Genomic DNA, 22304 nt, shown 5'->3' with positions numbered 1-22304 from the left:
GGACCAGCCTTGATGTCGCCCTGGCTTGCCGCGCTGTTCACCCGGCGCATGCTGATTTGCGTGTTCACCGGCTTCTCGTCCGGCCTGCCGCTCTACCTGTTGCTGAACCTGGTGCCGGCCTGGCTGCGTTCGGAAGGCGTCGACCTCAAGACCATCGGCCTCTTTGCGCTGATCCAGTTTCCCTACACCTGGAAATTCCTCTGGTCGCCGCTGCTCGACCGCTACGCGCCGCCGCTGGGAAGGCGGCGCGGCTGGATGCTGATCACGCAGATCGGCCTGCTGCTGGCGATCGCCTCGCTCGGCCTGTTCGCGCCCGGCAGCGAGATCGTGCCGATACTTTGGCTGACCGCCGCCGTGGCCTTGCTGTCGGCGACGCAGGACATCGCGCTCGATGCCTATCGCCGCGAGATTTTGAACGAGCAGGAGCTGGGCCTGGGCAACTCGGTGCATGTCAATGCCTATCGCATCGCCGGGCTGGTGCCGGGCTCGCTCTCCTTGATCCTGGCCGACCGCCTGCCCTGGCTGCAGGTGTTCGTCATCACCGCGCTGTTTATGCTGCCGGGCATGGCGCTCGCCCTGTTCGCACGCGAGCCGGCGGTGGCGGGCAATGCGCCGAAGACGCTGCGCGATGCCGTGGTCGAACCCTTCCACGAGTTCATCAACCGCGCCGGCCTGCGCGAGGCGCTGCTGATCCTCGGCTTCATCTTTCTCTACAAGCTGGGCGATTCGATGTGCACCGCGCTGGCGACACCTTTCTATCTCGACATGGGCTTTGCCAAGTCGCAGATCGGCATCGTGGCGAAGAATGCCGGGCTGTGGCCGGCGGTGATCGGCGGCCTGATCGGCGGGCTGTGGATGGTGAAGCTGGGCATCAACCGTGCGCTGTGGCTGTTCGGCGTGGTGCAACTGGTGTCGATCTTCGGTTTCGCCTGGCTGGCCTGGATCGGCCGCCACGAAACGGTGGGCGCGGCCGAGCTGGCCCAATTGGCGCTGGTGATCGGCTTCGAGGCGCTGGGCGTGGGCCTTGGTACGGCGGCCTTCGTCGCCTTCATCGCCCGCGCCACCCATCCGCTGTACACAGCGACACAACTGGCCCTATTCACCAGTTTGGCCGCCGTGCCGCGTACTTTCATCAATGCCACCACCGGCTACCTGGTCGAGCAGATGGGCTGGCTGGCCTTCTTCCTGCTGTGTGCCGCGCTGGCGGTGCCGGGCATGGTGCTGCTGCTGCGGGTGGCGCCGTGGCACGCGCCGGCGTCGCGCCAAAACAACAGCGGCGAAAGAATTTGAGGCTGCGTTCAACTTTCCCGCGCCATCGACGTTATATGCTCTGAAGCGCACGGTTCCACTACGGGAGACGGCGATGATAATGGTGATGGACATGAGTACAGGCAAACTCATCGAGGATGAATTCGGAGCGTTCGAGGATGAAGTCCTCAACGCCGAGTGGACGCCGGCCAAGCCCGAGTTGCAACTGGGCTTGCAGGAGGTTCAGCATCGTGCCGCGACGTCGAATGACGTCGATGCGGATGCATTTCTCGCCGCGATGTACCGCAACCAGCAGTGAGCGCCGGCACCTACCGCTAGCTCCTGTTGGTATCATCGCGCGCTTCGATCTTCAGGAAGCGCACGATGAGTTCCGTCCCCACGCCCGCCGCGGTTTCAACCGCGGTTTCCACACCTCCCGGCCGCGCCGATTTCCCGCACTTCCTCACCATCCCCACCCGCTGGATGGACAACGACGTCTACGGCCACGTCAATAACGTCGTCTATTACAGCTACTTCGACACGGTCATCAACGAGTACCTGATCCGCGAGGGCGGGCTCGACATCCATGCCGGTCGCGTGGTCGGCTACTGCGTCGAGTCGCACTGCCGCTACCTGGCGCCGCTGGCCTTTCCCGAGACCATCGCCGCCGGCCTGCGCGTGGCGCACCTGGGCAAGTCGTCGGTGCGCTACGAGATCGCGCTGTTCCGCGCCGGCGAGGATGCGCCGGCCGCCACGGGCTGGTTCGTGCATGTCTTCGTCGGCCGCGACGACGTCAAGCCGACGGCGATCCCGCCCGCTATCCGGGCCTGCCTCGAACGCCTGATGGTTTCAGGCGTTTAGTTTCAATCGGCTGGTCCGCAAGGCCTGCACCACGATCCGGTCGCCGCGTCGCGCGTCGAAGCTCTGGCCGGGGCCGAGGATGTAGTCCTCGCTATCGCCGTCACGGGTCAGCCAAAGCTCGCCTTCGAGGCAGAGCAGGCTGATGTCGGCATCGGGCACGACCAGCAACTGGTTCTTCGCCAGTGCCCGCTCGACGATGGTGTGCATTTCTGAACGGAATCCGTTAGCATGGCTGGCGGCGGGTGCCGCGAACTGCGCGCGGCGCCTTTCCTGCGATCCGCAAAGCAGTGAAGAAACGAGGTATTCAGTGGCATCCATGATGGTTCCTCAAGGGTGGGGCGATTGGATTATTGCCCCGGCAGGCCCGCCCGACCAGCGAGTTCGCGGCCTGATATACATGAGTAAATGGAATGCATAAGCAGCACGATTTGCCGCCGCTCGACGCCTTGCGCACCTTTGAGGTCGCCGCGCGTCACCTGAGCTTTACCCGCGCCGCCGAGGAGTTGTTCGTCACGCAATCGGCCGTCAGCAAACAGGTGATCGCCCTGGAGTCGGCGCTGGCGACACGCCTCTTCGAGCGCAAGACGCGCGCGCTGGCGCTCACCACCGCGGGCGAACGCCTGCAGCGGGCCACCGAGGCCGCCTTTGCCGAGCTGCGCGCGGCGGCGGCCGAACTGCGCGGCGGCGACGAGCCGACTGTCACCCTGGCGACCACGCAGGCCTTTGCCAGCTTCTGGCTGATCCCGCGCCTGGCGGATTTCCGCCGCAGCCATCCCGGCATCGACATCCGCATTTCGGCCGACACGCGGCTGGTCGATCTGGAGCGCGGCCGTTTCGACGCGGCGGTGCGCTACCTGCAGGACCGCAACGCGCCGGCTGCGGCCTTGCGCCTGTTCGGCGACACGGTGCTGCCGGTGGTCAGCCCGGCCTTGCTGAAAAAAACCGGCAAGCCGCTGGCGAAGCCCGCCGATCTGGCGCATCACATCCTGCTGGTGTACGAGGACGACAAGCAGCGCCGGCCGTGGCTGTCGTGGCCGGTATGGCTGGAGATGGCCGGCGTTCCCGATCTGCGGCCGGCCGGCAGCATCGCCTTCAACCAGTACGAGCCGAGCATCCGCGCCGCGGTCGATGGGCAGGGCGTCGCGCTGGCATCGCTGGCGCTGGTGGCCGACCTGCTGAAGCAGGGCAAGCTGGTGGCGCCCCTGCCGCAGCGCTTTTCCAATCCGCGTTCCTACTACCTGCTGCTGGCCGACCGGGCCGCGACGAATCCGGCGGTCGAGCCGTTTCGCCAGTGGCTGGCCCGGCAGGCCGATCCGGACGGGCCTGGCGCTACGCCGTAAAATAGGCGATGCCACTTGGCCGGGAACACTGTTCTGGAGAACTCTTCATGAAGTCGAAATTGCCTGTCCTGCTGCTGGGCCTTGCGCTGGCCGTGCCCGGCATGGCCGCCACGGTGTCCTGTCCCGACCTGGCCACGGCGGTGCAGGTCGCCGCCTGTCCCGCCGAGGAGGAATTGAAATACACCTTTACCGGTTACTGCAGCGACGACGGCAAGGCCTACCGGGGCGACACCGACGTCTGTACCGATTACCAGCGCTACCGCAAGCTGAAGAACGTGGCCTTGTGGGAATCGGCGGACGGAGTGTTCAATGCCTATGTTTCCTGCGACCGATCCCCGGCGAGCGTCAAGGCGGCCAGGGTTTCCGCCGTCAGGGTCGGCAAGCAGGGCAAGATGACCCAGCTGGTGTGCGGCTATGGCGAAGGCATCAGCTTCACCTGGCGGACGCGGGCGGAGTGCAAGCTGGAGGCCGGCAACTGCGCGGCCGATCCGGCGGCCTGCAAGGCAAGCTGCGACTGACGGACTGGAGGGCTCTCCGGTGTCCAATGCCAAAAAGCGTCATTTGACCGTTCTGGTGGTGGATGACAACGCCTCGATGCGGGCGGCGCTGCGCGGCATCGTCAAGGCCGACGGGCACGACGTGGTCGGCGAAGCGGCCGAGGGCAAAACGGCGCTGACGCTGATCCGGCAGATGAAGCCCGATGTGGTGTTGCTGGACATGATGATGCCGGTCATGGACGGCATGGCGGTTCTGACCGAAATCAAGGAAGCCGGTCTCGACACGACCGTGCTGGTGGTCAGCGGCAACCAGGATCAGGCGCTGATACAGCAGGCGTTTTCCCTCGGCGCCATCGGTTATGTGACCAAGCCGCTGAATCCCGGCCGCATCCTGAAAACCTTCGAGCAGATCGCCATTGTCAGGAAGCCGCGCGACGACCGGCCAGCAGATGCGGCGGCGGAATCGTCGGGTCGGCGCTGCGTCATCGTCGATGGCGACGCCGAAGTCCGGGGCTTGCTCAAGACCCTGCTCGGAGGCGAGAACGTCGAGGTGGTGGCCGAAGCGGGCGACGGCATGCAGGGCCTGGTGGCGATCGAGGAACATCGGCCCGACCTGGTGTTTCTCGACGTCGACATGCCCGAGCTGGATGGCCTCAATGTGTTGCGCTGCCTGCGCGCGGTCCATCCGGATCTGCGCGTGATCATGGCGACGTCCCGTGCCGAAGGCGAGATCGTCAAGGAAGCCTTGTCGCAGCGCGTGGCCGGCTATCTGCTGAAGCCGGTCGATGCGGCCAAGCTGATTGCGGCCGTGCGCAAGGCGCTCGGCAAGCCCTAGGCCGGGCCGACGTTACTCGATCAGGAGCCTGTCAATGAACGATGCTGCAAATACTCCCGAACCCGACCCCGCCGCGAATCCGCCGGCGCCGGAGCAGACGGTCTGCCTCAGGTGCGGCACGCCCGGCCCGGTCGGCGACGACGGGTTTTGCGACAAGTGCGAGAAGGCACTGGAGCAGGCCTGCCTCTGAAGCTTTAAAAAGCAATTGATCCGCAGATTTCGCAGATGGACCAACGGCCTTGGGGCACATTACTCATCACCTATCGGGTGTGCCGGCGACCACATCCGCCCCGATGAATCGCCGCGTTTTAATCTGCGAAATCTGCGGAAAATAGCTTGACGCTTTTACCTGGCTGAAGCCGGCGCTTCGCTGCCGCCCGTCTTGCAGCCGGTGAAGGTGGCCGCCGCGCCGTCGGTCAGCGTTGCGGTGTTGCCGCTGATCTCCAGCACCGCGATGCCGTTGCTGTAGCGCATGTCGGCGCCGGCGCCGAGCTTGTTCAGCCGCACTTCGCGTTCCGGCAGGATCAGCCATACGGCCGCGCCGCCTTCCAGCGTGCGGACGTAAAAGCGCTTGCCGGCGCTGCACTGGTACTCGATGGCATTGGCCGGCGTGCGCGAACGCTCTTGCGGTGCATCGCCGGTGAAGGGTATGTACTTCCTGACGTTGATATCGCCGCAGCCGGCCAGCAGCGAGAGGCAGGCCAGGCCCGTCAGGCATTTCAGTGTTCTTGTCATTCTCGTTCTCCGTCTGGATATTTACAGGGCATGGACGCGGTCACCGCGGCTGAATCCGATCAACGGCCCCGGCACGCCGCGTCCGAGCGCAATCACCTTGAACAGTTCGCCCATCTCGTTGGGGGAGATGAGCACATTGACGGCGCCGCGTGCACGCAACTGGTCGGGATTCGCCGTACCGCCGGCGCCGACTCCCTGCAACAGCAGTTCGCCGATGCCGCAGTTGATCAGGAAGTTGGCCTGGCTGATGTAGCCCAGCACCTCCAGCCCGGCATCGAAGCCGGCTTCGGCCACGGCGGTGAAGTCGACGTGCGAGGTGATGTCGGAGAGGCCGGGAAACCAGAAGGCGTCTTCATGCACGCGATGCCGGTAATGGCAGCGCAGCGTGCCGCCATCGCGCAGCGGGTGGTAAAGCTCGTGACGCGGCAGGCCGTAGTCGATCAGCAGCATCGCGCCTTTTTCCAGGCGCCGCGCCAGCTCGGACACCCAGGCCCGCGCCGCGAGGCTGATCTCGCCACGGTAGGGTGCGATCACCGGCATGGTCTGCGCCGCCGCCAGCAGCGCGCCGGTGGCGGGGCGCTCGGCCACCACCAGGCGGCCGTCGTCGAGGCCGACGCCGCGTTCGACTATTCCGCCTTCTGCTTCGTCGCCCCAGCGCAGGGCATGGGTCGGCATGGCGTCGAGTACTTCGTTGCCGACCAGGCAGCCGGAGAACTTCTCCGGCAATTCGTCGAGCCATTCGACGCGGTTGGCGAACTTCGGCGCCCGTTCGGCCAGCGTCGCCTGCTGCCGCGCGCGCAATTCGCCGGAAAGTTCGAGGATCCGGTAGCGCTCGGGGGCGCAGCCCAGCGCGTCAAGCGCCAGCAGCAGGTCCGCCGCCAGCTTGCCGCTGCCGGCACCGGCCTCCATCACCACGGGGCTCGATGCGGCGAGGATGGGCGCCACTTGCCGCGCCAGCGCCTGAGCGTAGAGCGGCGTCAGTTCCGGCGCGGTGAGGAAGTCGCCGCCCTCGTGATAGTCGCCGAACTTGTGCGAGCCGCCCGAGTAGTAGCCGAGGCCCGGCGCGTACAGCGCCAGCTCCATGTAGCGGGCGAAGGACATCCAGCCGCCGCACGCGGCAATCTCGGCGGCGATGATGCGCGTCAGGGCCGCGCTCGCGGTGCGCGCATCGGCCGAGGGTTCGGGCAGCTCGGCTGGTTTCAGGTTCATGGATTCAGGGTGCCGGCAACCAGCCCGGCCATCGCCGCCGCTTCGTCGGTGCCGAGTTCGCGCAGTCCGGCCACCACGCCGGCGCGATTGGCCGGCGGCTGGTTCTGGCTGGTCTTCCACTTGCCCTTGAGTTCGGTGATCTCGATCTCGATGCCGACGATGGCCGCCAGCATCTTCTCGATGTACTCGGGCGGTGCATCGCCGATCTGCCAGGGCTCGGCGAAGCCGGCTTCGTGGTGCGCGACCAGTGCTTCCAGGTTGCCGAGCAGCCAGTCCGCATCGTCGATCGCCCGCAGCCGGCCGTGGGCATGGACGACGACGTAGTTCCAGGTCGGCACCGCCTTGCCGTGTTCGCGCTTGGTTTCGTACCACGAGGGCGTGACGTAGGCCTGCGGGCCGTGGAAGACCACCAGCACCTCGCTGTCCGCCGCCTGTTTCCATAGCGGATTGGCGCGCGCGACGTGCCCTTGCAGCACGCCGAACGGTCCGGCTTCGGCTTCGAGGTGCAGGGGCAGGTGGTTCGCTTCCAGCCCGCCCGCGCCCTGCGTCAGCAGCGTGGCGAAGGGATGCTCGACCATCAGCGCGTGCAGCACCTCGACGCGGCTTTCCTCGAAATGGGCGGGCAGGTACATTCAGATGACTACGCTGGATTTCTCGCCGATCTCGTACACGATGTGGGCGCGGCCGACCAGCAGCGTGTCGAGCGTGCCGATCTGCTGCACGTCCTTGTTGGTGTAGGGCAGCTTGTGCAGCACGTAGCGCAGCGCGTTGAGCCGCGCGCGTTTCTTGCAATCGGACTTGATCACGGTCCATGGCGCGTCGGCGGTGTCGGTGTGGAAGAACATCGCTTCCTTGGCCTTGGTGTAGTCGTCCCACTTGTCGAGCGAGGCGAGGTCGATCGGCGACAGCTTCCACTGCTTGAGCGGATGGGTTTCGCGCTCCTTGAAACGGCGCCGCTGTTCGTCGCGCGACACCGAATACCAGAACTTGATCAGATGCACGCCGCTCCTGACCAGCGTGCGCTCGAACTCCGGCGTTTGCCGCATGAATTCCTGATACTCGACGTCGCTGCAGAAACCCATGACGCGCTCGACGCCGGCGCGGTTGTACCAGGAGCGGTCGAACAGCGCGATCTCGCCGGCGGTCGGCAGGTGCTGCACGTAGCGCTGGAAATACCACTGGCCGCGTTCCACTTCGGACGGCTTTTCCAGCGCGACGACGCTTGCGCCGCGCGGATTCAGGTGCTCCATGAAGCGCTTGATGGCGCCGCCCTTGCCCGCCGCGTCGCGGCCCTCGAACAGGATCACGACCTTCTGCCCGGTCTCCTTGACCCAGGCCTGCAGCTTGAGCAGCTCGACCTGCAGATGGTATTTCTGCTTCTCGTAATTGCGTCGCGTCATCAGGTGGCGATAGGGATAGCCGCCTTCGCGCCAGTTCGGCGCCAGCTCCTCGTCCGGATGTTCGCTGGCGGCGACTTCGCGCTGCAGCAGGGCCTGCTTGAGCGCCTCGATGTCGTCGGGCGAGGCGCCTTCGACCACGGCCTTGAGGCCCTTCGCCAGCTTGGCGCCCTCGCCGGGTTTCGCATGGGAAATGATGTCGCGCACCGCCTCCATCTTCGAATCGCGCGCGGCGTCAGAGCGGTCCTTGATCACGAAATCCTTGATGCCCTTTTTCGTGTGGGACGGCGTGACGTCGCCGGATGCCGGTCGCCGCGGACGCGGGATTGCCGGCGCGCTGGTGGCGGGCTTCGCGGCGGGTTTTGCGGCGGCCCTGGCCGGGGCCGCGGGCTTTGCCTTGGCTTTCACGGCAGGGGGCCGCTTCGGGGTCGTCGCTTTCGCTGCCATTCAAATCTCCTTGGTGCTCTCCAGCAGTTCGTGAATCTCCAGCCAGCGTGATTCTGCCTTCTCGATATTCTGCGTCAACAGATTCTGCCGCAAGGTGAGATCTTCAAGCAGGCGGGTTTCCGGGCTGGCATACAGCGACTGGTCGGCGAGCCGGGTTTCCAGCAGTTTCAGTTCGCCTTGCCATTCGGCGAGCTGTTGTTCGAGTTTCTCGGATTCCTTGAGCAATGGCCGCCGTACCGCCAGCGCCGACTCTTTGGACGCAGCGGGTGCCGCGACGACCGACTTTTCCTTCGCGGTGTTGGCTTTGCCGCCCTTCTTCTCCGCGGCGCGATCCTGCGCCAGCCATTCGGCATAATCGTCGAGGTCGCCGTCGAAGGGCGTCACCTTGCCGTCGGCCACCAGCCAGAGCTCGTCGCAGGTGGCGCGCAGGAGATGCCGGTCGTGCGAGACCAGCACCATGCCGGCCTCGGTTTCCTGCAGGGCGATGGTCAAGGCCTCCCGCATTTCGAGGTCGAGGTGGTTGGTCGGCTCGTCCATCAGCAGCAGGTTGGGCGCGGTGCGGATCATCAGCGCCAGCGCCAGGCGGGTCTTCTCGCCGCCGGAGAAGCGGCCGCAGGGCGCGTCGACCATGTCGCCGCGGAAGTCGAAACCGCCGAGGTAGTTGCGCAGATCCTGCTCGCGCGTGCGCGGCTCCAGCTTGATCATGTGCCACAGCGGCGATTCGGCCGGGCGCAGTTGTTCGAGCTGGTGCTGGGCGAAATAGCCGAGTTTGAGGTTGCGTCCCGCCTCGCGCACGCCGGAGAGCGGCTGCAATTCGCCGGCCAGCAGTTTCATCAGCGTGGATTTGCCGGCGCCGTTGCGCCCAAGCAGGCCGATGCGGCTGTCGGGGCGCAGCGTGAATCTGAGTTTCTCGAATATCGTCGTCTCGCCGTAGCCGACTTTTGCGTCGTCCACCAGCAGCAGCGGGTCGGAAAAGCCGGTCGGTTCCGGAAAACTGAAGCTGAAGGGAGTGTCGATGTGGGCGGCAACGATATCGCCCATCTTCGCCAGCATCTTGATCCGGCTTTGCGCCTGCCGCGCCTTCGAGGCCTTGGCGCGAAAGCGGTCGATGTAGCTTTGCAGGTGCGCCGCCTCGCGCTTCTGCTTGGCCGCCAGCGCCAGGTCGTTGGCCAGGCGCTCGGCGCGCGCGCGTTCGCAGGCCGAGTAGTTGCCGGTGAACAGCTGCATCTTGCCGGCCTCGATGGCGAGGATGTGGCTGGTGACGACGTCGAGGAAATCGCGGTCGTGCGAGATCAGGATCAGCGTGCCGGCATAACCCTTCAGCCAGGCTTCGAGCCAGATGATGGCGTCGAGGTCGAGGTGGTTGGTTGGCTCGTCGAGCAGCAGCAGGTCGGAGCGGCACATCAGGGCGCGTGCCAGGTTCAGGCGCACGCGCCAGCCGCCGGAGAACTCCGCCACCGGGCGCCGGAAGTCCTCGTCGGAAAAGCCGAGGCCGTGCATCAGCGCTGCCGCGCGCGCCGGCGCCGCGTAGCCGTCGATTTCGCCGAGGCGCGAATGCAAGAGGCCGATCTGTTCGCCGGCGTGGTGGTCGTCGTGATGCGCCTCGGCGGCGGCGAGGTCGCGTTCGATCTGGCGCAGTTCGGTGTCGCCGTCGAGCACGAACTCCAGCGCCGCATCGGGCAGCGCCGGGGTGTCCTGGGCAACGTGGGCCAGCACCCAGCCGGGCGGGCGTTCGAGGTCGCCGCGGTCGGCGTGCAACTCGCCGCGCAGGAGTCCGAGGAAGGAGGATTTGCCGCAACCATTGGCGCCGATCAGGCCGATCTTCCAGCCCGGATGCAGTTGCAGCGAAGCGCCGGTGACCAGCGCCTCGCCGTTGCGGGAAAAACCCAGATCGCGTAGAAGAATCATAGAAGTCGTATCGGTGAGGCGTTTTCGGGGTGATAGCCGGTGCGGCCCTCGTAACAGGCGGCGATGCGCGCCATGTCGGCAGCTTCGTCGCCGGTCAGTGCGATGGTCGACAGCAGGCCGACCTCGCGCTTGCCGTAATCGACCACGGCCATGATGACCGGCACGCCGGCCGCCATGGCGATGCGGTAGAAGCCGGATTTCCAGCCGGCCTGCAGGCGGCGCGTGCCTTCGGTGGCGATGATCAGGTGGAAGTTGTCGCGGCGGCGAAATTCTTCGGCGACGCGCTCGACGAAGCCGGTGCGCTCGCGCCGGTTAACCGCGACGCCGCCCAGGGCGCGCATGACCGGGCCGAGCGGGCCGCGAAACAGGGTGTCCTTGGCCACCCATTGCGCGCCATAGGGTAGCGCGGCGAGCGCCAGCAGCGTCACCGGGAAATCCCAGTTAGAGGTGTGCGGGTAGGCGATCACCACGGCCTTCGCCGGTCGTTGCGGCAGGTCGATCAGCTTCCAGCCCAGCAGCTTGAGCATGAAGCGGGCAGGGCCGCGCAGGAATCTCATCTGTCCATTGCCGCGAGATGGAAGCGCTTGCGTCCGGGCAGGCGATAGGTTTCGAAATCGTTGCGATCGAGCGTCCACACCGTGTGAATGCCGGTGGCCATGGCCGCCACCACCAGCGAGGCATCGGCAAGGTCCAGCGGCCGGTCGGCGTATTTCTCGATCCAGTCGATGGCGCGCACCAGTTCGTCGCGACCCAGCGGCAGCAACTCCAAGCCGCCCTTGTCGATCCATCGATACAGCGGCAGCGTCGCCGCAATCGATGGCGCCAGGTGCGAGAACTCGGTGAGTACCGCCCAAGTCGTGACCAGCCGGCCGCGATAGGCTTCGAGAAAGATTTTGCAGTCGAGATGGGCGTTGTCGCGCTTGTCCGCCAGCGCCACCAGCGGACCGGTATCGACCAGAATGGAACTCACCGTGCGTGCTTTTTGCGAATGGCTGCGGTGACCCGTTCCTTGGTGCCGCCCGCTTGCGCCACCCCAGCGCCTTTGCCGGATAAGCAGCCGATGAAGCCGGCTTCCCGCGCCAGTTCGTAAGGCGTTCGTTCGGTATCGGTGCCCGTGAATCGCTGCTCCAGCAGTTCGACGATCACTTCCGACTTGGTGCGCTTCGTTTCAACGCAATACGTCGCCAGCGCCTGTTCAACGCGGAGGGGAAGGCGAACGGTGGTGGTCATGATGGGGTTCCTGAAAGAGCTCTGTATTAACTGTAATACAAGACGCGCCTTGCCGCAAGCGGGCGATTCAATTCATTTTCCGCAGATTACGCAGATTTTCACAGATGAACATCATTGAATCCATCTGCGTAATCTGCGTAATCTGCGGATCAAAGCCTTCCTGCCTTCAACCCAGGCCCTGGCTGGAAAGATATTCCTCGTAGCTGCCGCGGTAGTCGACGATGCTGCGATCCGGCTTGATGTCGATGATGCGCGTCGCCAGCGAGGAAACGAACTCGCGGTCGTGCGAGACGAAAATCAGCGTGCCGGTATATTTCTCCAGGGCGCTGTTGAGCGATTCGATCGATTCCATGTCGAGGTGGTTGGTCGGCTCGTCCATCAGCAGCACGTTGTTTCGGAGCAGCATCAATTTGCCGAACAGCATGCGGCCCTGCTCGCCGCCGGAAATCACATTCACCGGTTTCTTCGCCTCGTCGCCTGAAAACAGCAGCCGGCCCAGCGTGCCGCGCACCAGGGTTTCGACGTCGCCGCCGTCATAGCCGCCTTCGCGCACCCATTGCACGATCCATTCGGTGAGCGGTGTGTTCGCGGCGAAGTCGGCCGCGTGGTCCTGGGCGAAGACGCCGGGACGGGCCTTCTCGGCCCATTTGACGTGGCCGCCCAGGGGCGTCAGACCGCCCAGCTTCTCGCCGGCCAGCAGGCGCAGCAGGGTTGTCTTGCCGACGCCGTTCTCGCCGATGATGGCGACCTTGTCGCCGGCCTCGATGCTCATCGACAGCGACTTGATGATCGGCACTTTCGGCTCGTAGCCGAAGCCGAGATTCTCGATTTCGCAGGCCAGGCGGTGCAGTTTTTCCTTGTCGTCGAAGTCGAAACGTATCCACGGATACTGGCGCGACGAGGGCTTGATGTCTTCCGGCTTGATCTTCTCGATCAGCTTCAGGCGGCTGGTGGCCTGGCGCGCCTTGGACTTGTTGGCCGAGAAGCGGCGCACGAAACCCTGCAGGTCGGCGACGCGCTCCTTGGCCTTGGCATTGGCCGAGACCTGGCGCTCGCGGGCGACGGTCGAGGCTTCCATGAAGTCGTCGTAATTGCCGCCGTAGACCTTGATCGTGCCGTAATCCAGGTCGGCCATGTGGGTACAGACCTGGTTCAGGAAATGCCGGTCGTGCGAGATGATGATCATGGTGCTCTCGCGCTCGTTGAGGATGTCCTCCAGCCAGCGGATGGTGTTGATGTCGAGGTTGTTGGTCGGCTCGTCGAGCAGCAGGATGTCCGGGTTGGCGAACAGCGCCTGCACCAGCAGCACGCGCAGTTTCCAGCCCGGCGCCACTTCGCTCATCGGCCCGTTGTGCTTCTCGATCGGGATGCCGGCGCCCAGCAGCAGCTCGCCGGCGCGCGATTCGGCGGTGTAGCCGTCGTACTCGGCGAAATGCGATTCGAGTTCGGCGGCGCGCATGTAGTCGTCTTCGCTCGAATCCGGATTGGCGTAGATCGCGTCGCGCTCCGACATGCAGGCCCACATCTCGGCGTGGCCCATCATCACCACGTCGAGCACCCGCACGTTCTCGTAGCCGAACTGGTCCTGCTTGAGGTAGGCCATGCGCTCGCCCGGATCGAGCGAGACGTTGCCGGCGGAAGACTCCAGCACGCCGGCCAGGATCTTCATGAAAGTGGTCTTGCCCGAGCCGTTGGCGCCGATCAGGCCGTAGCGGTTGCCTTCGCCGAACTTGACCGAGACGTTTTCGAAAAGCGGCTTGGCGCCGAACTGGATGGTGACGTTTGATGCGACGAGCATGGCAGTGCAACCGGTTGATGCGCCGGGGAAATTCGGCGAGGGCCGTATTCTACTGCCCTCGCCGCTGCAAACCCAGTCCGCTCAGCGTCGGGCGTTGGGGAAGAACAGCTGCTCGCCGCCGATCTTGTAGTCGGCGATGGCCTTCTGGCCCTCCGCCGAGACCACCCAGTCGATGAACTTCTGCCCGTCGGCCTGCTTGACGTGAGGGTGCTTCGCCGGATTGACCAGGATCACGCCGTACTGGTTGAACAGCTTGGTGTCGCCTTCGACGACGATGCCCAGATCGCCGCGATTCTTGAACGAGAGCCAGGTGCCGCGGTCGGCGAGGATGTAGGCGTTCATCGAGGCTGCGGTGTTCAGCGCCGGGCCCATGCCCGAGCCGGTGTCGCGGTACCAGGGTCCCTTGGCCTTGTCGAGGTCGACGCCGGCGGCTTTCCAGTAGCGCAGTTCGGCGGCATGGGTGCCGCTCTTGTCGCCACGCGAGACGAAGGCTGCCTTGGCTGCCTCGATGCGGCGCAGGCCTTCGAGGATATCCTTGCCCGCCGCCTTGGCCGGATCGGCCTTCGGCCCGATCACGACGAAGTCGTTGTACATGACTTCCTGGCGTTTGACGCCGTAGCCTTCGGCAATGAATTTTTCCTCGGCGGCCTTGTCATGGACGAAGACCACATCGGCATCGCCGCGGCGCGCCAGATCGAGTGCCTGGCCGGTACCCAGCGCGACGACGCGCACCTTGATGCCGCTGGCCTTTTCAAAGGCAGGCAGCAGTTGGCCGAAGAGGCCGGACTGCTCGGTCGAGGTGGTCGAGGAGACGGTGATGAAGCGGTCCTGGGCCTGGCTTGCGCTGGCGGCAAGCACACCGAGGACGGCGATGGCGGAACGGAACAGGCGACCTGCGATCATGGGATTTCCTCCTGGAGAAAGCGTTGTGCCGCTTCAGTCTGCGGCTGGGTGAAGAAATTCGCGACCGCCGTCTGTTCGACGATCCGGCCGCGATCGATGAAAACGATTTCCTCGGCAATGCGTCGCGCCTGGGCCAGGTTGTGCGTGGTCATCAGGATGCGGGTACCGGCGGCGGCGATATCGTTGATGACGCGTTCGACTTCGCGGCTGCTGGCGGGGTCGAGGCTGGCGGTGGGCTCGTCGAGGATCAGCAATTCGGGCTCCAGCGCCCAGGCGCGGGCCAGCGCCGCGCGCTGCTGCTCGCCGCCGGAGAGCAGCCGCGCCGGACGCCGTGCGAGTTGCGCGAGACCGACGCGCGCCAGTGCCGCCCGGGCCCTTTTGTCGCATTCACTCGCGGCATGTCCCTGGAGCTTGAGGCCGTAGATCACGTTGGCCAGCGCGGTGGTGCGCAACATCACCGGCCGCTGGAAGACCATGGCCTGGGTCAGGGGCTGCGGCCAGCGCAAGCTGCCGCTACTCGGATGCAGCAGGCCGTGGATCAGTCGCAGCAGCGTACTCTTGCCAGCGCCGTTGGGGCCGAGCACGACGGTGCGTTGCGCTTCGAATTGCAGCGACACGTCATCGATGATGCGCGTGCTGTTTTCGGTGAGGCCCAGGCGCTCGATGGCAAGCCAGGCAGTCATGTGAGCCCCGCCCTCATCCCCAGCTCCTCTCGGCCCAGCCGCGCACGGCATAGGCCACCGCATTGATCGCCAGCACCACGGCGATCAGGATCACGCCCAGCGCCAGCGCCAGCGGCAGGTCGCCCTTGCTGGTTTCCAGCGCGATGGTGGTGGTCATCACGCGCGTCACGCCGTCGATGTTGCCGCCGACGATCATCACGGCGCCGACTTCGGCGATGGCGCGACCGAAGCCGGCCAGTGCCGCCGTCGATAGCGAAAAGCGGCCATCCCAGAGCAGGGTGGCGGCGGCGCGGGTACGACTGGCGCCGAGCGAACGCAATTGCTCGCGGTATTCTGTCCAGGCATCGGCCACCACTTGACGCGTCAGCGCGGCGACGATCGGCGTCACCAGCACGGCTTGCGCGATCACCATGGCGGTCGGCGAAAACAGCAAGCCGAACGCCCCGAGCGGCCCTGCCCGCGACAGCAGCAGATACACCAGCAGGCCGACCACCACCGGCGGCAGGCCCATGAGGCCGTTGAACAGCACGATCAGCGTGCGTCGTCCGGGAAAGCGGCCGACCGCCAGCAAGGCACCGATCGGCATGCCGATCACACAGGCGATCAGGGTAGCGGCGAGGCTGACGCGCAGGCTGAGCAGGACGATGTCAGCCAGGCGCGCATCGGCGCCGGCAACCAGCTGCCAGGCGGTGATCAGGGGATCGCTGAAGCCATTCATTTGTTGATGTACCAGCTATGCAGCTCGCTACATATGGGCCAACAAGCGTAAGCTATGAAAACAAGGGGTCATATATGTCGTCTTCTGCAACAACATCTCGCCTGAAATCGCCTCTGCCACGTTTGCGCTGGGCTTGGGATTTCGGGCCGCTGCTGGACGATGTCGATACCAGCCGTTTGCTGGCCCTGCTCGCCGCGCTGGAAGTGGAAGGAGCCTTGGGCAATGCGGCGAAGCAGGCCGGCATGTCCTACCGTTCGGCGTGGGGCTTGTTGCGCGACTGCGAGCAGGCTCTGGGCGCGGCTCTGGTGATCATGGAGCGCGGCCGGGGTACCCGTCTGACGGAATTCGGCGAGGCCCTGGTGCAGCTCGACGCCGAGGCACGTCCGGCGCTGGAAGCTGCGCATATCCCATGGCAGCGCCGACTGGAGGCGTTGCTGGCGCCCGTGGTGCGTACCGTACCCGAGCGCCTGCGGCTGGCGGCGAGCCATGATCTGGCCCTGGCCGACTGGGTCGAGCATGGCCGCCGCATTCCTTTCGAGCTGTTCTGGCGCGGCAGCGAAGAAGCACTGGCGGGGTTGGGGCGCGATGAATGCGATATTGCGGGATTCCATGTGCCGGAAGACTGGACGGCGGTACAGGTCACGACCTGGCTCGGCCGTTGGCTGAAGCCGGCCCAGCATGCATGCGTGCCGGTGATGCGCCGCTGCCAGGGGCTGATCGTCGCACGCGGCAATCCGCACCGGCTGCAAACACTGGCCGATGCATCGAAGCGCGGCCTGCGCATGGTGAATCGCCAGCGCGGCTCGGGGACGCGCAGCCTGATCGACCAGTTGCTGGCGGCCAATGGCCTGCGGCCGGAGAGTATCGCCGGCTATGCCCACGAAGAGTTCACCCATGAAGCGATCGCCGCTACCGTGGCCGCGGGGCAGGCCGATGTCGGCTTCGGCATCGAGGCCGCCGCCGCTCGCTACGACCTCGGTTTTGTGCCCGTGGTCTGGGAACGCTACGGCTTCGCCATGCGTTCCGCCGTTGCGGACAGCGTGGAGGGCAAGCAGTTTCTGACGCGGCTGCAGGGCAATACCTTCCGCCAGCGCCTGGCCGCCATGCCCGGATATGAACCGCTGCCGGTACGCGCACCGGCAGCGTGGAGCGAGTTTCTGATCTGAGGGCTCAGTACTCGACAGCGAACTCGGTGGCCTGCCAGATCGCGCGCTTGGCATCGAGTTCGGCGGCAACATCGGCGCCGCCGACCAGGGTGTGCTCGATACCGGCGGCTTCGAGTCCGGCAACGAGTTCGCGGCGCGGCTCCTGCCCGGCGCAGATGACGACGGTATCGACCGGTAGTACGCTCTCTTTGCCATCGATCGCGATGTGCAGTCCGGCGTCGTCGATCTTCAGGTATTCGACGCCGCCCTGCATGTGTACGCCGCGCTTTTGCAGCAGCAGGCGGCGCGCCCAGCCGGTGGTCTTGGCCAGGCCGTCGCCGACCTTGGTGGTCTTGCGTTGCAACAGCCAGACTTCGCGCGGGCTGGGTCCCATTTGCGGCGTGGCCAGGCCGCCGCGTTTATCCTGGTAGTCGGGGTCGATGCCCCATTCCTTGCGGTAGGCGTCGATCGGATCGCCGTGGTCGCCCGCATGCGTCAGGTATTCGGCAACGTCGAAGCCGATGCCGCCGGCGCCGATGATCGCCACCTTCCCGCCGGCGGTCTTGCGGCCTTCGAGCAGGTCGATGTAGCTGGTGACTTTCGGGTGCTCGATGCCGGGGATCGCCGGCGTGCGCGGCACGATGCCGGTGGCGACGACGACGTGGTCGAAGCCCGACAAGTCGGCGCCGGGGTTGCCAACACCTACACGGCGATTGAGTTGCACATCGACCTTCAATTCCTTCAGGCGCGTGGCGAAGTAACGCAGGGTTTCGCCGAATTCTTCCTTGCCCGGAATGCGCCGCGCCAGGTTGAACTGGCCGCCGATTTCAGCGGCGGCATCGAACAGGCTGACGCGGTGGCCGCGCTCGGCGAGTTGTGTTGCGGCAGCGAGGCCGGCGGGGCCGGCACCGACAACCGCGACGCGCTTCGGCGCGACGGCGGGCTCGACCGTGACGTCCAGTTCGTGGCAGGCAAAGGGATTGACCAGGCAGGAACACAACTGGCGCGAAAAGATGTGGTCGAGGCAGGCCTGGTTGCAGGCGATGCAGGTATTGATCGCGTCGGCGCGGCCGGCGGCGGCCTTGTTCACGAATTCGGCATCGGCGAGGAAGGGGCGCGCCATCGAGACCATGTCGGCATCGCCGCGGGCAATGACGTCTTCGCCGACCTGCGGATCGTTGATGCGATTGGTGGTGATCAGTGGAATCTTCACCTGGCCCTTCATGCGCCGCGTGACCCAGGTGTAGGCTGCGCGCGGCACCATGGTGGCGATGGTCGGGATGCGCGCCTCGTGCCAGCCCACTCCCGTGTTGATGATCGTGGCGCCGGCCTTCTCGACTTCCCTGGCCATGGCGACGACTTCGTCCCAGGTGCTGCCGCCTTCAACCAGATCGAGCATCGAGAGGCGGAAGATGATGATGAAATTGGCGCCGACTTTGGCACGCACGGCGCGGATCACCTCGAGGCCGAAGCGCATGCGGTTTTCCAGGCTGCCGCCCCAGCGGTCGTCGCGATGGTTGGTCTGCGGCGCGATGAACTGGTTGATCAGGTAGCCTTCCGAGCCCATGATCTCGACACCGTCATAATTGGCGAACTGGCACATCGCCGCGCACTGGGCGTAGTCGGCGATGGTCTTGAGTATTTCTTCCTCGGTCAGGGCGTGTGGCGTCGCCGGGTTGATCGGCGCTTTCAAGGCCGACGGGGCGACGGGGCGCTTGCTGTAGGCATAGCGGCCGGTGTGCAGGATCTGCACGCAGATCTTGCCGCCGTGGGCATGCACGGCGTCGGTGATGACGCGGTGCCTGGCGGCTTCGGTCTCGTTGTCGAGAATCGAGGCGCCTTGCATGACGATGCTGTCCTGGTTCGGCGCGAAGCCGCCGGTGACGATGAGGCCGACGCCGCCCCTGGCGCGCGCGGCGTAGAAGGCCGCCATGCGGTCGTGGCTGTTGCCGATATCCTCCAGGCCGGTATGCATCGAGCCCATCAGGACGCGGTTCTTCAGCGTGGTGAAGCCGAGGTCCAGCGGCGCCAGCAGGTGCGGGTAGGGATTGCTCATTTTGTCTTCCTCCGTTTGACTTGTTTTATGCTGCGCAGCAGGTCGAGCGCCTCTTCGCACCATTCGAGCCAGCCCAGTTCGAAGCGCAGGCCGCTTTTCAGCACCATGTATTGCAAGGCGCGCTGGGGGTCCAGTGCGCCTGAAAAGTCGCGCGCCTCGATGACGCGGTAGGCGGTCAGGCGGTTGGCGTGTGCAGCGCGATGGTGTTCGAGTTCGGTAATCAAGGCATGCGGATCGCCGAAGGCCGCGCCGCGCAGCTTGACCATCAGGGCGTCGCGCGTGCCTTCCGGCTCGACGGGTTCCGCCATCCAGCGCGAAAGTTCGGCGCGGCCTGCGGCAGTGACGGTAAACACCTTGCGATCGGGTGCGGTTGCGCCGGCTTCGACTTCGGCGGCGATCCAGTCCGCGGCTTCCATGCGCGACAGCACGCGATAAATCTGCTGGTGGGTGGCGTGCCAGAAATAGCCGATGGAACGGTCGAAGCGGCGCGCCAGTTCGTAACCGGAACTGGGCTTTTCGAGCAGGGATACCAGCAGGGCGTGGTCGAGGGCCATGCCGCGCACAATACTATGCAACGAGTTGCAATGCAACCCGTTGCATAGGGGTGAATCAGCGAGGCATGGGAACAGTCGGCGCTGGCGGCACGGCGACCTGCTTTGCCGGCGGCGGCGCGGGCTGTTCCGACGGCGGCAAGTGACGCGCCTTGATCCCCGGGGCGTCGCGCGGCGCGCTCTGGCGCGAGACAAAGCTCCAGAGCATGCCGCCCAGGGCCGTGACGACGATCAGCACGATGACGAGGATGATGCGATCGCCACCGGGTTCGAACTTGGGCGGCTGGGATGGGGATGGGTTCATGGCGGGTTCGGCAGGGATAGGCGAGGGATTTTAGCGCCGATCGCGGGGATACCGTCCGCAGCTTTGGCGCGGACACAAGCAAAAACGCCGGCCCTTTGCAGGGCCGGCGTTCGATGGGGCGGAAGCGGCTTACTTGGCCTTCGCGTCCTTTTCGCACTTCTTCATGAAGGCACCCTTGGCGGCGCCGGCGAGCGGCTTGCCGTCCTTGCTCACGGCCTTGGCTTCGCAGCCGCTGGCTTCGGCGGGCTTGCCGGCACCTTCGCACTTCTTGATCGAAGCGGCCTTGGCGGCGCCGGCGAGCGGTTTGCCATCCTTGCTTACCGCCTTCGCTTCGCAGTCGCTTGCGGCGGCGGGTTTGGCGGGGGCAGCAGCAGGCTTCGCGGCTTCGGCCGCCTTCGCCGGTTCAGCTGCCTTGGCCGGAGCCGCCGGGGCGTCCTTGGCGGCCGCGGCAAAGGCGACGTTGGCAGCGAACAGCGTGGTCAAAGCAATGGCGATCAGTTTGCGCATTCTGGTTCTCCTTGGTTGTATGGGCGGCAACAAGCGTTCAAGTTGCCGTACTTCTCTAACGCTGCTTCGCCGGCTTAGTTGACCGGGTCCTGTCCGCTATCGGCCCGGAGGGCGGCTTCCTGGCGCTCGACAAATTCCTGCATGCTGTCGATGCCGCGCAGTTTCAGCACCGTGGCGCGTACCGCCGCTTCGAGCAAGACCGCAAGGTTGCGGCCGGCGGCGACCGGGATGGTGACGCGCCGGATCGGCACGCCGAGGATGGTTTCGGTCTGCGCATCGAGCGGCAGGCGGGCGGCATCCGGCACGCCGGGCGTCGGCTTTTGCAGGTGCACGATGAGTTTGAGGCGCATCTTGCGCCGGCAGGAGGTCTCGCCGAAAACGGTGCGGATGTTGATCAACCCCAGCCCCCGCACTTCAAGGAAGTCCTTGAGCAGCTCCGGGCAGCGACCTTCCAGCGTATCCGAGCCGATGCGCGAGACATCGACCACGTCGTCGGCGACCAGGCCGTGCCCGCGCGAAATCAGTTCGAGGCCGAGCTCGCTCTTGCCGACGCCGGAATCGCCGGTGATCAGCACGCCCATGCCCAGCACGTCCATGAAGACGCCGTGCAATGTTCCGGTTTCGGCCAGCTGGCGCGAGACGAAGGTGCGCAGGGTGTCGATCACGAACGCCGAGGAAAGCGGCGTTTGCAGCAATGGCGTGCCGGAGTCTTCGCAGCCCTTGCTGACTTCGTCGCTGATCGTGCAGCCGTCGGCGACGATGATTGCCGGCGGCTTGGCGTTGTAGATTTCCTGCATGTGGTGCGCCACCTTTTCCGGCGTGTGGCGGGCCGCCCAGGCGACTTCCGGCGTGCCGATCACCTGCAGGCGTTCCGGATGCATCAGATTGAGGTGGCCGATGAGGTCGGCAGGTGAAACCACATGCTCCGTGGTGCAAATCGCCCGTGTCATGGGGCCGCTCACCCACGAGAGCTGGAGCCGCTCGCGGTTGCGTTCAAACAGCTGGGAAACGACTAGTTGGCGGCCCAATTGGCGAAGAGGCCATGCAACGCAGCGGCATCCGGAACGGTAGCGAGTTGCTCGCGAAAGTTCTTGTCGGAGAACATTTGCGCCAGTTCGGAGAGCAGATGCAAGTGATGTTCGTTGGCGGCTTCCGGGACCAGCAGCACAAAAATCAGTTCGACCGGCTTGCCGTCGGGGGCGTCGAACTGCACCGGCGACATGAGGCGAAAGAACGCACCGATCGGGGCCTTGAGGCCCTTGATGCGCCCATGGGGAATCGCGATGCCCTGGCCGAGTCCGGTGGAACCCAGTTTTTCGCGTGCAAACAGGGCGTCATAGACCGTGCTGCGAGCGACGCTTTGACGATTCTCGAACAGAATGCCCGCCTGCTCGAATACGCGTTTCTTGCTGCTGGCGTCGAGATTGGCCACCACATTGTCGAGTGGCAGCAGGCGGGCGATCTGATTCATGGTGGAAGCAATCGGCGAATGGCGGGCAAATGAGCGGAGGCGGAGGCGGCGCGCAGTATAACGCTATCCGGCGGATACCGTTTCCGGTGCAGGCGTGCGGGAAATATCCCGCCGCTGTCCGCTTGCCGCCATCGACGCCTGGCCTATTCGGCTTGCTGACGCTTGTCGTGGTTGTGATTGGAGACTTTTTCCTTGTGCTTGACGACCTGGCGATCGAGCTTGTCGGCCACGAGGTCGATCGCGGCATACAGGTCGGCGTCGGTAGCATCGGCAAAGATGTCCTTGCCTTTGACGTGAAGGGTTACTTCGGCTTTCTGTTGCAGTTTCTCAACCGACAGGATGACGTGCGAGCTGGTCACCTGATCGAAATGCCGCAGCACCCGTTCGAGCTTTCCCGTGACGTATTCGCGAATGGCCGGAGTGACTTCGATGTGGTGGCCGGTAATGTTGAGGTTCATGAT

General features: G+C 65.3%; 28 protein-coding genes. 8 read left to right on the top strand and 20 right to left on the bottom strand.

Annotation, left to right across the window (positions count from 1 at the left end; translation table 11 throughout):
* Positions 1 to 12: 12 nt before the first annotated feature.
* From SUTH_RS17410 to SUTH_RS17400, 3 genes are all read left to right on the top strand, one after another.
* A complete protein-coding gene (locus tag SUTH_RS17410) occupies positions 13 to 1290 on the top strand; it encodes an AmpG family muropeptide MFS transporter (RefSeq protein ID WP_041101067.1) in 1278 nt (425 codons plus the stop codon).
* Positions 1291 to 1381: 91 nt separating this feature from the next.
* The gene (locus tag SUTH_RS17405) at positions 1382 to 1567 is read left to right on the top strand and encodes a hypothetical protein (RefSeq protein WP_197539617.1); all 186 of its coding nucleotides are present in this window, start codon (positions 1382 to 1384) and stop codon (positions 1565 to 1567) included.
* A 65-nt stretch (positions 1568 to 1632) separates the two neighbouring features.
* Positions 1633 to 2109: an acyl-CoA thioesterase gene (locus SUTH_RS17400; RefSeq protein ID WP_084207493.1), complete on the top strand. Its 477-nt coding sequence runs from the start codon at positions 1633 to 1635 to the stop codon at positions 2107 to 2109.
* On the opposite strand, the gene SUTH_RS17395 is transcribed toward SUTH_RS17400, so the two are convergent.
* On the bottom strand, positions 2098 to 2427 hold the full coding sequence (locus SUTH_RS17395; RefSeq protein ID WP_041101064.1) for a DUF2917 domain-containing protein: 330 nt from the start codon (positions 2425 to 2427) through the stop codon (positions 2098 to 2100). The two genes, SUTH_RS17400 and SUTH_RS17395, sit on opposite strands and share 12 nt — an antisense overlap.
* 92 nt (positions 2428 to 2519) lie before the next feature.
* Between SUTH_RS17395 and SUTH_RS17390 the strand changes: the two genes are divergently transcribed.
* The 4 genes from SUTH_RS17390 to SUTH_RS19755 are packed head-to-tail and all read left to right on the top strand — an operon-like array spanning position 2520 to position 4971.
* On the top strand, positions 2520 to 3449 hold the full coding sequence (locus tag SUTH_RS17390; protein ID WP_041101062.1) for a LysR substrate-binding domain-containing protein: 930 nt from the start codon (positions 2520 to 2522) through the stop codon (positions 3447 to 3449).
* Between the two features lie 47 nt (positions 3450 to 3496).
* Positions 3497 to 3967 carry a hypothetical protein gene (locus SUTH_RS17385; protein WP_041101060.1) on the top strand — a complete coding sequence of 157 codons (471 nt, stop codon included), beginning with the start codon at positions 3497 to 3499 and terminating at the stop codon, positions 3965 to 3967.
* A 19-nt stretch (positions 3968 to 3986) separates the two neighbouring features.
* On the top strand, positions 3987 to 4781 hold the full coding sequence (locus SUTH_RS17380; protein ID WP_171817402.1) for a response regulator: 795 nt from the start codon (positions 3987 to 3989) through the stop codon (positions 4779 to 4781).
* Positions 4782 to 4815: 34 nt separating this feature from the next.
* Positions 4816 to 4971 carry a hypothetical protein gene (locus SUTH_RS19755; RefSeq protein ID WP_171817401.1) on the top strand — a complete coding sequence of 52 codons (156 nt, stop codon included), beginning with the start codon at positions 4816 to 4818 and terminating at the stop codon, positions 4969 to 4971.
* Positions 4972 to 5126: 155 nt separating this feature from the next.
* Here the strand turns inward: SUTH_RS19755 and SUTH_RS17375 are convergent, their stop codons facing one another.
* The 12 genes from SUTH_RS17375 to SUTH_RS17320 all read right to left on the bottom strand — a co-directional run bounded on the left by SUTH_RS17375 (position 5127) and on the right by SUTH_RS17320 (position 15809).
* Positions 5127 to 5516: an MliC family protein gene (locus SUTH_RS17375; RefSeq protein WP_052473759.1), complete on the bottom strand. Its 390-nt coding sequence runs from the start codon at positions 5514 to 5516 to the stop codon at positions 5127 to 5129.
* Positions 5517 to 5537: 21 nt separating this feature from the next.
* Positions 5538 to 6725, bottom strand: a complete 1188-nt coding sequence (locus tag SUTH_RS17370) for a class I SAM-dependent methyltransferase (protein ID WP_041101056.1) — start codon at positions 6723 to 6725, stop codon at positions 5538 to 5540.
* A complete protein-coding gene (locus SUTH_RS17365) occupies positions 6722 to 7357 on the bottom strand; it encodes an FMN-binding negative transcriptional regulator (RefSeq protein ID WP_041101054.1) in 636 nt (211 codons plus the stop codon). The genes SUTH_RS17370 and SUTH_RS17365 overlap by 4 nt, the downstream gene beginning before the upstream one ends.
* The gene (ppk2, locus tag SUTH_RS17360; RefSeq protein WP_052473758.1) at positions 7358 to 8569 is read right to left on the bottom strand and encodes a polyphosphate kinase 2; all 1212 of its coding nucleotides are present in this window, start codon (positions 8567 to 8569) and stop codon (positions 7358 to 7360) included.
* Positions 8570 to 10477 carry an ATP-binding cassette domain-containing protein gene (locus SUTH_RS17355; RefSeq protein ID WP_041101052.1) on the bottom strand — a complete coding sequence of 636 codons (1908 nt, stop codon included), beginning with the start codon at positions 10475 to 10477 and terminating at the stop codon, positions 8570 to 8572.
* Complete coding sequence (locus SUTH_RS17350; protein WP_052473757.1) at positions 10474 to 11034, bottom strand: lysophospholipid acyltransferase family protein; 561 nt, start codon at positions 11032 to 11034, stop codon at positions 10474 to 10476. The genes SUTH_RS17355 and SUTH_RS17350 overlap by 4 nt, the downstream gene beginning before the upstream one ends.
* Positions 11031 to 11447, bottom strand: a complete 417-nt coding sequence (locus SUTH_RS17345) for a type II toxin-antitoxin system VapC family toxin (RefSeq protein ID WP_041101050.1) — start codon at positions 11445 to 11447, stop codon at positions 11031 to 11033. Before SUTH_RS17345 ends, SUTH_RS17350 begins: the two co-directional genes overlap by 4 nt.
* Positions 11444 to 11707, bottom strand: a complete 264-nt coding sequence (locus SUTH_RS19750; RefSeq protein ID WP_041101048.1) for a hypothetical protein — start codon at positions 11705 to 11707, stop codon at positions 11444 to 11446. The genes SUTH_RS17345 and SUTH_RS19750 overlap by 4 nt, the downstream gene beginning before the upstream one ends.
* Before the next feature lie 166 nt (positions 11708 to 11873).
* On the bottom strand, positions 11874 to 13505 hold the full coding sequence (locus tag SUTH_RS17335; protein WP_041101046.1) for an ABC-F family ATPase: 1632 nt from the start codon (positions 13503 to 13505) through the stop codon (positions 11874 to 11876).
* Between the two features lie 81 nt (positions 13506 to 13586).
* Entirely contained in the window at positions 13587 to 14408 is an 822-nt protein-coding gene (locus SUTH_RS17330) for an extracellular solute-binding protein (protein WP_052473756.1), read from the bottom strand.
* Positions 14405 to 15091: an energy-coupling factor ABC transporter ATP-binding protein gene (locus SUTH_RS17325; RefSeq protein WP_052473755.1), complete on the bottom strand. Its 687-nt coding sequence runs from the start codon at positions 15089 to 15091 to the stop codon at positions 14405 to 14407. Before SUTH_RS17325 ends, SUTH_RS17330 begins: the two co-directional genes overlap by 4 nt.
* Positions 15092 to 15104: 13 nt before the next feature.
* Entirely contained in the window at positions 15105 to 15809 is a 705-nt protein-coding gene (locus SUTH_RS17320) for an ABC transporter permease (RefSeq protein ID WP_041101044.1), read from the bottom strand.
* Positions 15810 to 15931: 122 nt separating this feature from the next.
* Between SUTH_RS17320 and SUTH_RS17315 the strand changes: the two genes are divergently transcribed.
* On the top strand, positions 15932 to 16975 hold the full coding sequence (locus tag SUTH_RS17315; RefSeq protein WP_052473754.1) for a substrate-binding domain-containing protein: 1044 nt from the start codon (positions 15932 to 15934) through the stop codon (positions 16973 to 16975).
* A gap of 4 nt (positions 16976 to 16979) precedes the next feature.
* On the opposite strand, the gene SUTH_RS17310 is transcribed toward SUTH_RS17315, so the two are convergent.
* The 7 genes from SUTH_RS17310 to hpf all read right to left on the bottom strand — a co-directional run bounded on the left by SUTH_RS17310 (position 16980) and on the right by hpf (position 22301).
* Positions 16980 to 19010, bottom strand: a complete 2031-nt coding sequence (locus SUTH_RS17310) for an NADPH-dependent 2,4-dienoyl-CoA reductase (RefSeq protein ID WP_041101042.1) — start codon at positions 19008 to 19010, stop codon at positions 16980 to 16982.
* Positions 19007 to 19564, bottom strand: a complete 558-nt coding sequence (locus SUTH_RS17305; protein WP_041101040.1) for a PadR family transcriptional regulator — start codon at positions 19562 to 19564, stop codon at positions 19007 to 19009. Before SUTH_RS17305 ends, SUTH_RS17310 begins: the two co-directional genes overlap by 4 nt.
* Before the next feature lie 55 nt (positions 19565 to 19619).
* Entirely contained in the window at positions 19620 to 19865 is a 246-nt protein-coding gene (locus SUTH_RS17300) for a hypothetical protein (protein ID WP_041101038.1), read from the bottom strand.
* A 129-nt stretch (positions 19866 to 19994) separates the two neighbouring features.
* Positions 19995 to 20372, bottom strand: coding sequence for a hypothetical protein (locus tag SUTH_RS17295; protein ID WP_041101036.1), 378 nt, complete (start codon positions 20370 to 20372; stop codon positions 19995 to 19997).
* 74 nt (positions 20373 to 20446) lie between these two features.
* Positions 20447 to 21400, bottom strand: coding sequence for an HPr(Ser) kinase/phosphatase (hprK, locus tag SUTH_RS17290; protein WP_041101034.1), 954 nt, complete (start codon positions 21398 to 21400; stop codon positions 20447 to 20449).
* Positions 21385 to 21843, bottom strand: a complete 459-nt coding sequence (gene ptsN, locus SUTH_RS17285) for a PTS IIA-like nitrogen regulatory protein PtsN (protein ID WP_041101032.1) — start codon at positions 21841 to 21843, stop codon at positions 21385 to 21387. The genes hprK and ptsN overlap by 16 nt, the downstream gene beginning before the upstream one ends.
* Before the next feature lie 143 nt (positions 21844 to 21986).
* Entirely contained in the window at positions 21987 to 22301 is a 315-nt protein-coding gene (gene hpf / locus SUTH_RS17280; protein ID WP_041101030.1) for a ribosome hibernation-promoting factor, HPF/YfiA family, read from the bottom strand.
* Positions 22302 to 22304: the final 3 nt, after the last annotated feature.

Origin of the sequence: Sulfuritalea hydrogenivorans sk43H, from assembly GCF_000828635.1 — a bacterium.
Lineage (GTDB): Bacteria > Pseudomonadota > Gammaproteobacteria > Burkholderiales > Rhodocyclaceae > Sulfuritalea > Sulfuritalea hydrogenivorans.
Note: the sequence above shows the minus strand (reverse complement) of the source record. Positions and strands in the feature narration are given on the sequence as shown.

Bases quoted from the DNA above. Each gene is read 5' to 3' on its own strand.
- SUTH_RS17410 (WP_041101067.1), top strand. From the start codon at position 13: ATGTCGCCCTGGCTTGCCGCGCTGTTCACCCGGCGCATGCTGATTTGC.
- SUTH_RS17405 (WP_197539617.1), top strand. From the start codon at position 1,382: ATGAGTACAGGCAAACTCATCGAGGATGAATTCGGAGCGTTCGAGGAT.
- SUTH_RS17400 (WP_084207493.1), top strand. From the start codon at position 1,633: ATGAGTTCCGTCCCCACGCCCGCCGCGGTTTCAACCGCGGTTTCCACA.
- SUTH_RS17395 (WP_041101064.1), bottom strand. From the start codon at position 2,427: ATGGATGCCACTGAATACCTCGTTTCTTCACTGCTTTGCGGATCGCAG.
- SUTH_RS17390 (WP_041101062.1), top strand. From the start codon at position 2,520: ATGCATAAGCAGCACGATTTGCCGCCGCTCGACGCCTTGCGCACCTTT.
- SUTH_RS17385 (WP_041101060.1), top strand. From the start codon at position 3,497: ATGAAGTCGAAATTGCCTGTCCTGCTGCTGGGCCTTGCGCTGGCCGTG.
- SUTH_RS19755 (WP_171817401.1), top strand. From the start codon at position 4,816: ATGAACGATGCTGCAAATACTCCCGAACCCGACCCCGCCGCGAATCCG.
- SUTH_RS17375 (WP_052473759.1), bottom strand. From the start codon at position 5,516: ATGACAAGAACACTGAAATGCCTGACGGGCCTGGCCTGCCTCTCGCTG.
- SUTH_RS17370 (WP_041101056.1), bottom strand. From the start codon at position 6,725: ATGAACCTGAAACCAGCCGAGCTGCCCGAACCCTCGGCCGATGCGCGC.
- SUTH_RS17365 (WP_041101054.1), bottom strand. From the start codon at position 7,357: ATGTACCTGCCCGCCCATTTCGAGGAAAGCCGCGTCGAGGTGCTGCAC.
- ppk2 (WP_052473758.1), bottom strand. From the start codon at position 8,569: ATGGCAGCGAAAGCGACGACCCCGAAGCGGCCCCCTGCCGTGAAAGCC.
- SUTH_RS17355 (WP_041101052.1), bottom strand. From the start codon at position 10,477: ATGATTCTTCTACGCGATCTGGGTTTTTCCCGCAACGGCGAGGCGCTG.
- SUTH_RS17350 (WP_052473757.1), bottom strand. From the start codon at position 11,034: ATGAGATTCCTGCGCGGCCCTGCCCGCTTCATGCTCAAGCTGCTGGGC.
- SUTH_RS19750 (WP_041101048.1), bottom strand. From the start codon at position 11,707: ATGACCACCACCGTTCGCCTTCCCCTCCGCGTTGAACAGGCGCTGGCG.
- SUTH_RS17335 (WP_041101046.1), bottom strand. From the start codon at position 13,505: ATGCTCGTCGCATCAAACGTCACCATCCAGTTCGGCGCCAAGCCGCTT.
- SUTH_RS17330 (WP_052473756.1), bottom strand. From the start codon at position 14,408: ATGATCGCAGGTCGCCTGTTCCGTTCCGCCATCGCCGTCCTCGGTGTG.
- SUTH_RS17325 (WP_052473755.1), bottom strand. From the start codon at position 15,091: ATGACTGCCTGGCTTGCCATCGAGCGCCTGGGCCTCACCGAAAACAGC.
- SUTH_RS17320 (WP_041101044.1), bottom strand. From the start codon at position 15,809: ATGAATGGCTTCAGCGATCCCCTGATCACCGCCTGGCAGCTGGTTGCC.
- SUTH_RS17310 (WP_041101042.1), bottom strand. From the start codon at position 19,010: ATGAGCAATCCCTACCCGCACCTGCTGGCGCCGCTGGACCTCGGCTTC.
- SUTH_RS17305 (WP_041101040.1), bottom strand. From the start codon at position 19,564: ATGGCCCTCGACCACGCCCTGCTGGTATCCCTGCTCGAAAAGCCCAGT.
- SUTH_RS17300 (WP_041101038.1), bottom strand. From the start codon at position 19,865: ATGAACCCATCCCCATCCCAGCCGCCCAAGTTCGAACCCGGTGGCGAT.
- SUTH_RS17295 (WP_041101036.1), bottom strand. From the start codon at position 20,372: ATGCGCAAACTGATCGCCATTGCTTTGACCACGCTGTTCGCTGCCAAC.
- ptsN (WP_041101032.1), bottom strand. From the start codon at position 21,843: ATGAATCAGATCGCCCGCCTGCTGCCACTCGACAATGTGGTGGCCAAT.
- hpf (WP_041101030.1), bottom strand. From the start codon at position 22,301: ATGAACCTCAACATTACCGGCCACCACATCGAAGTCACTCCGGCCATT.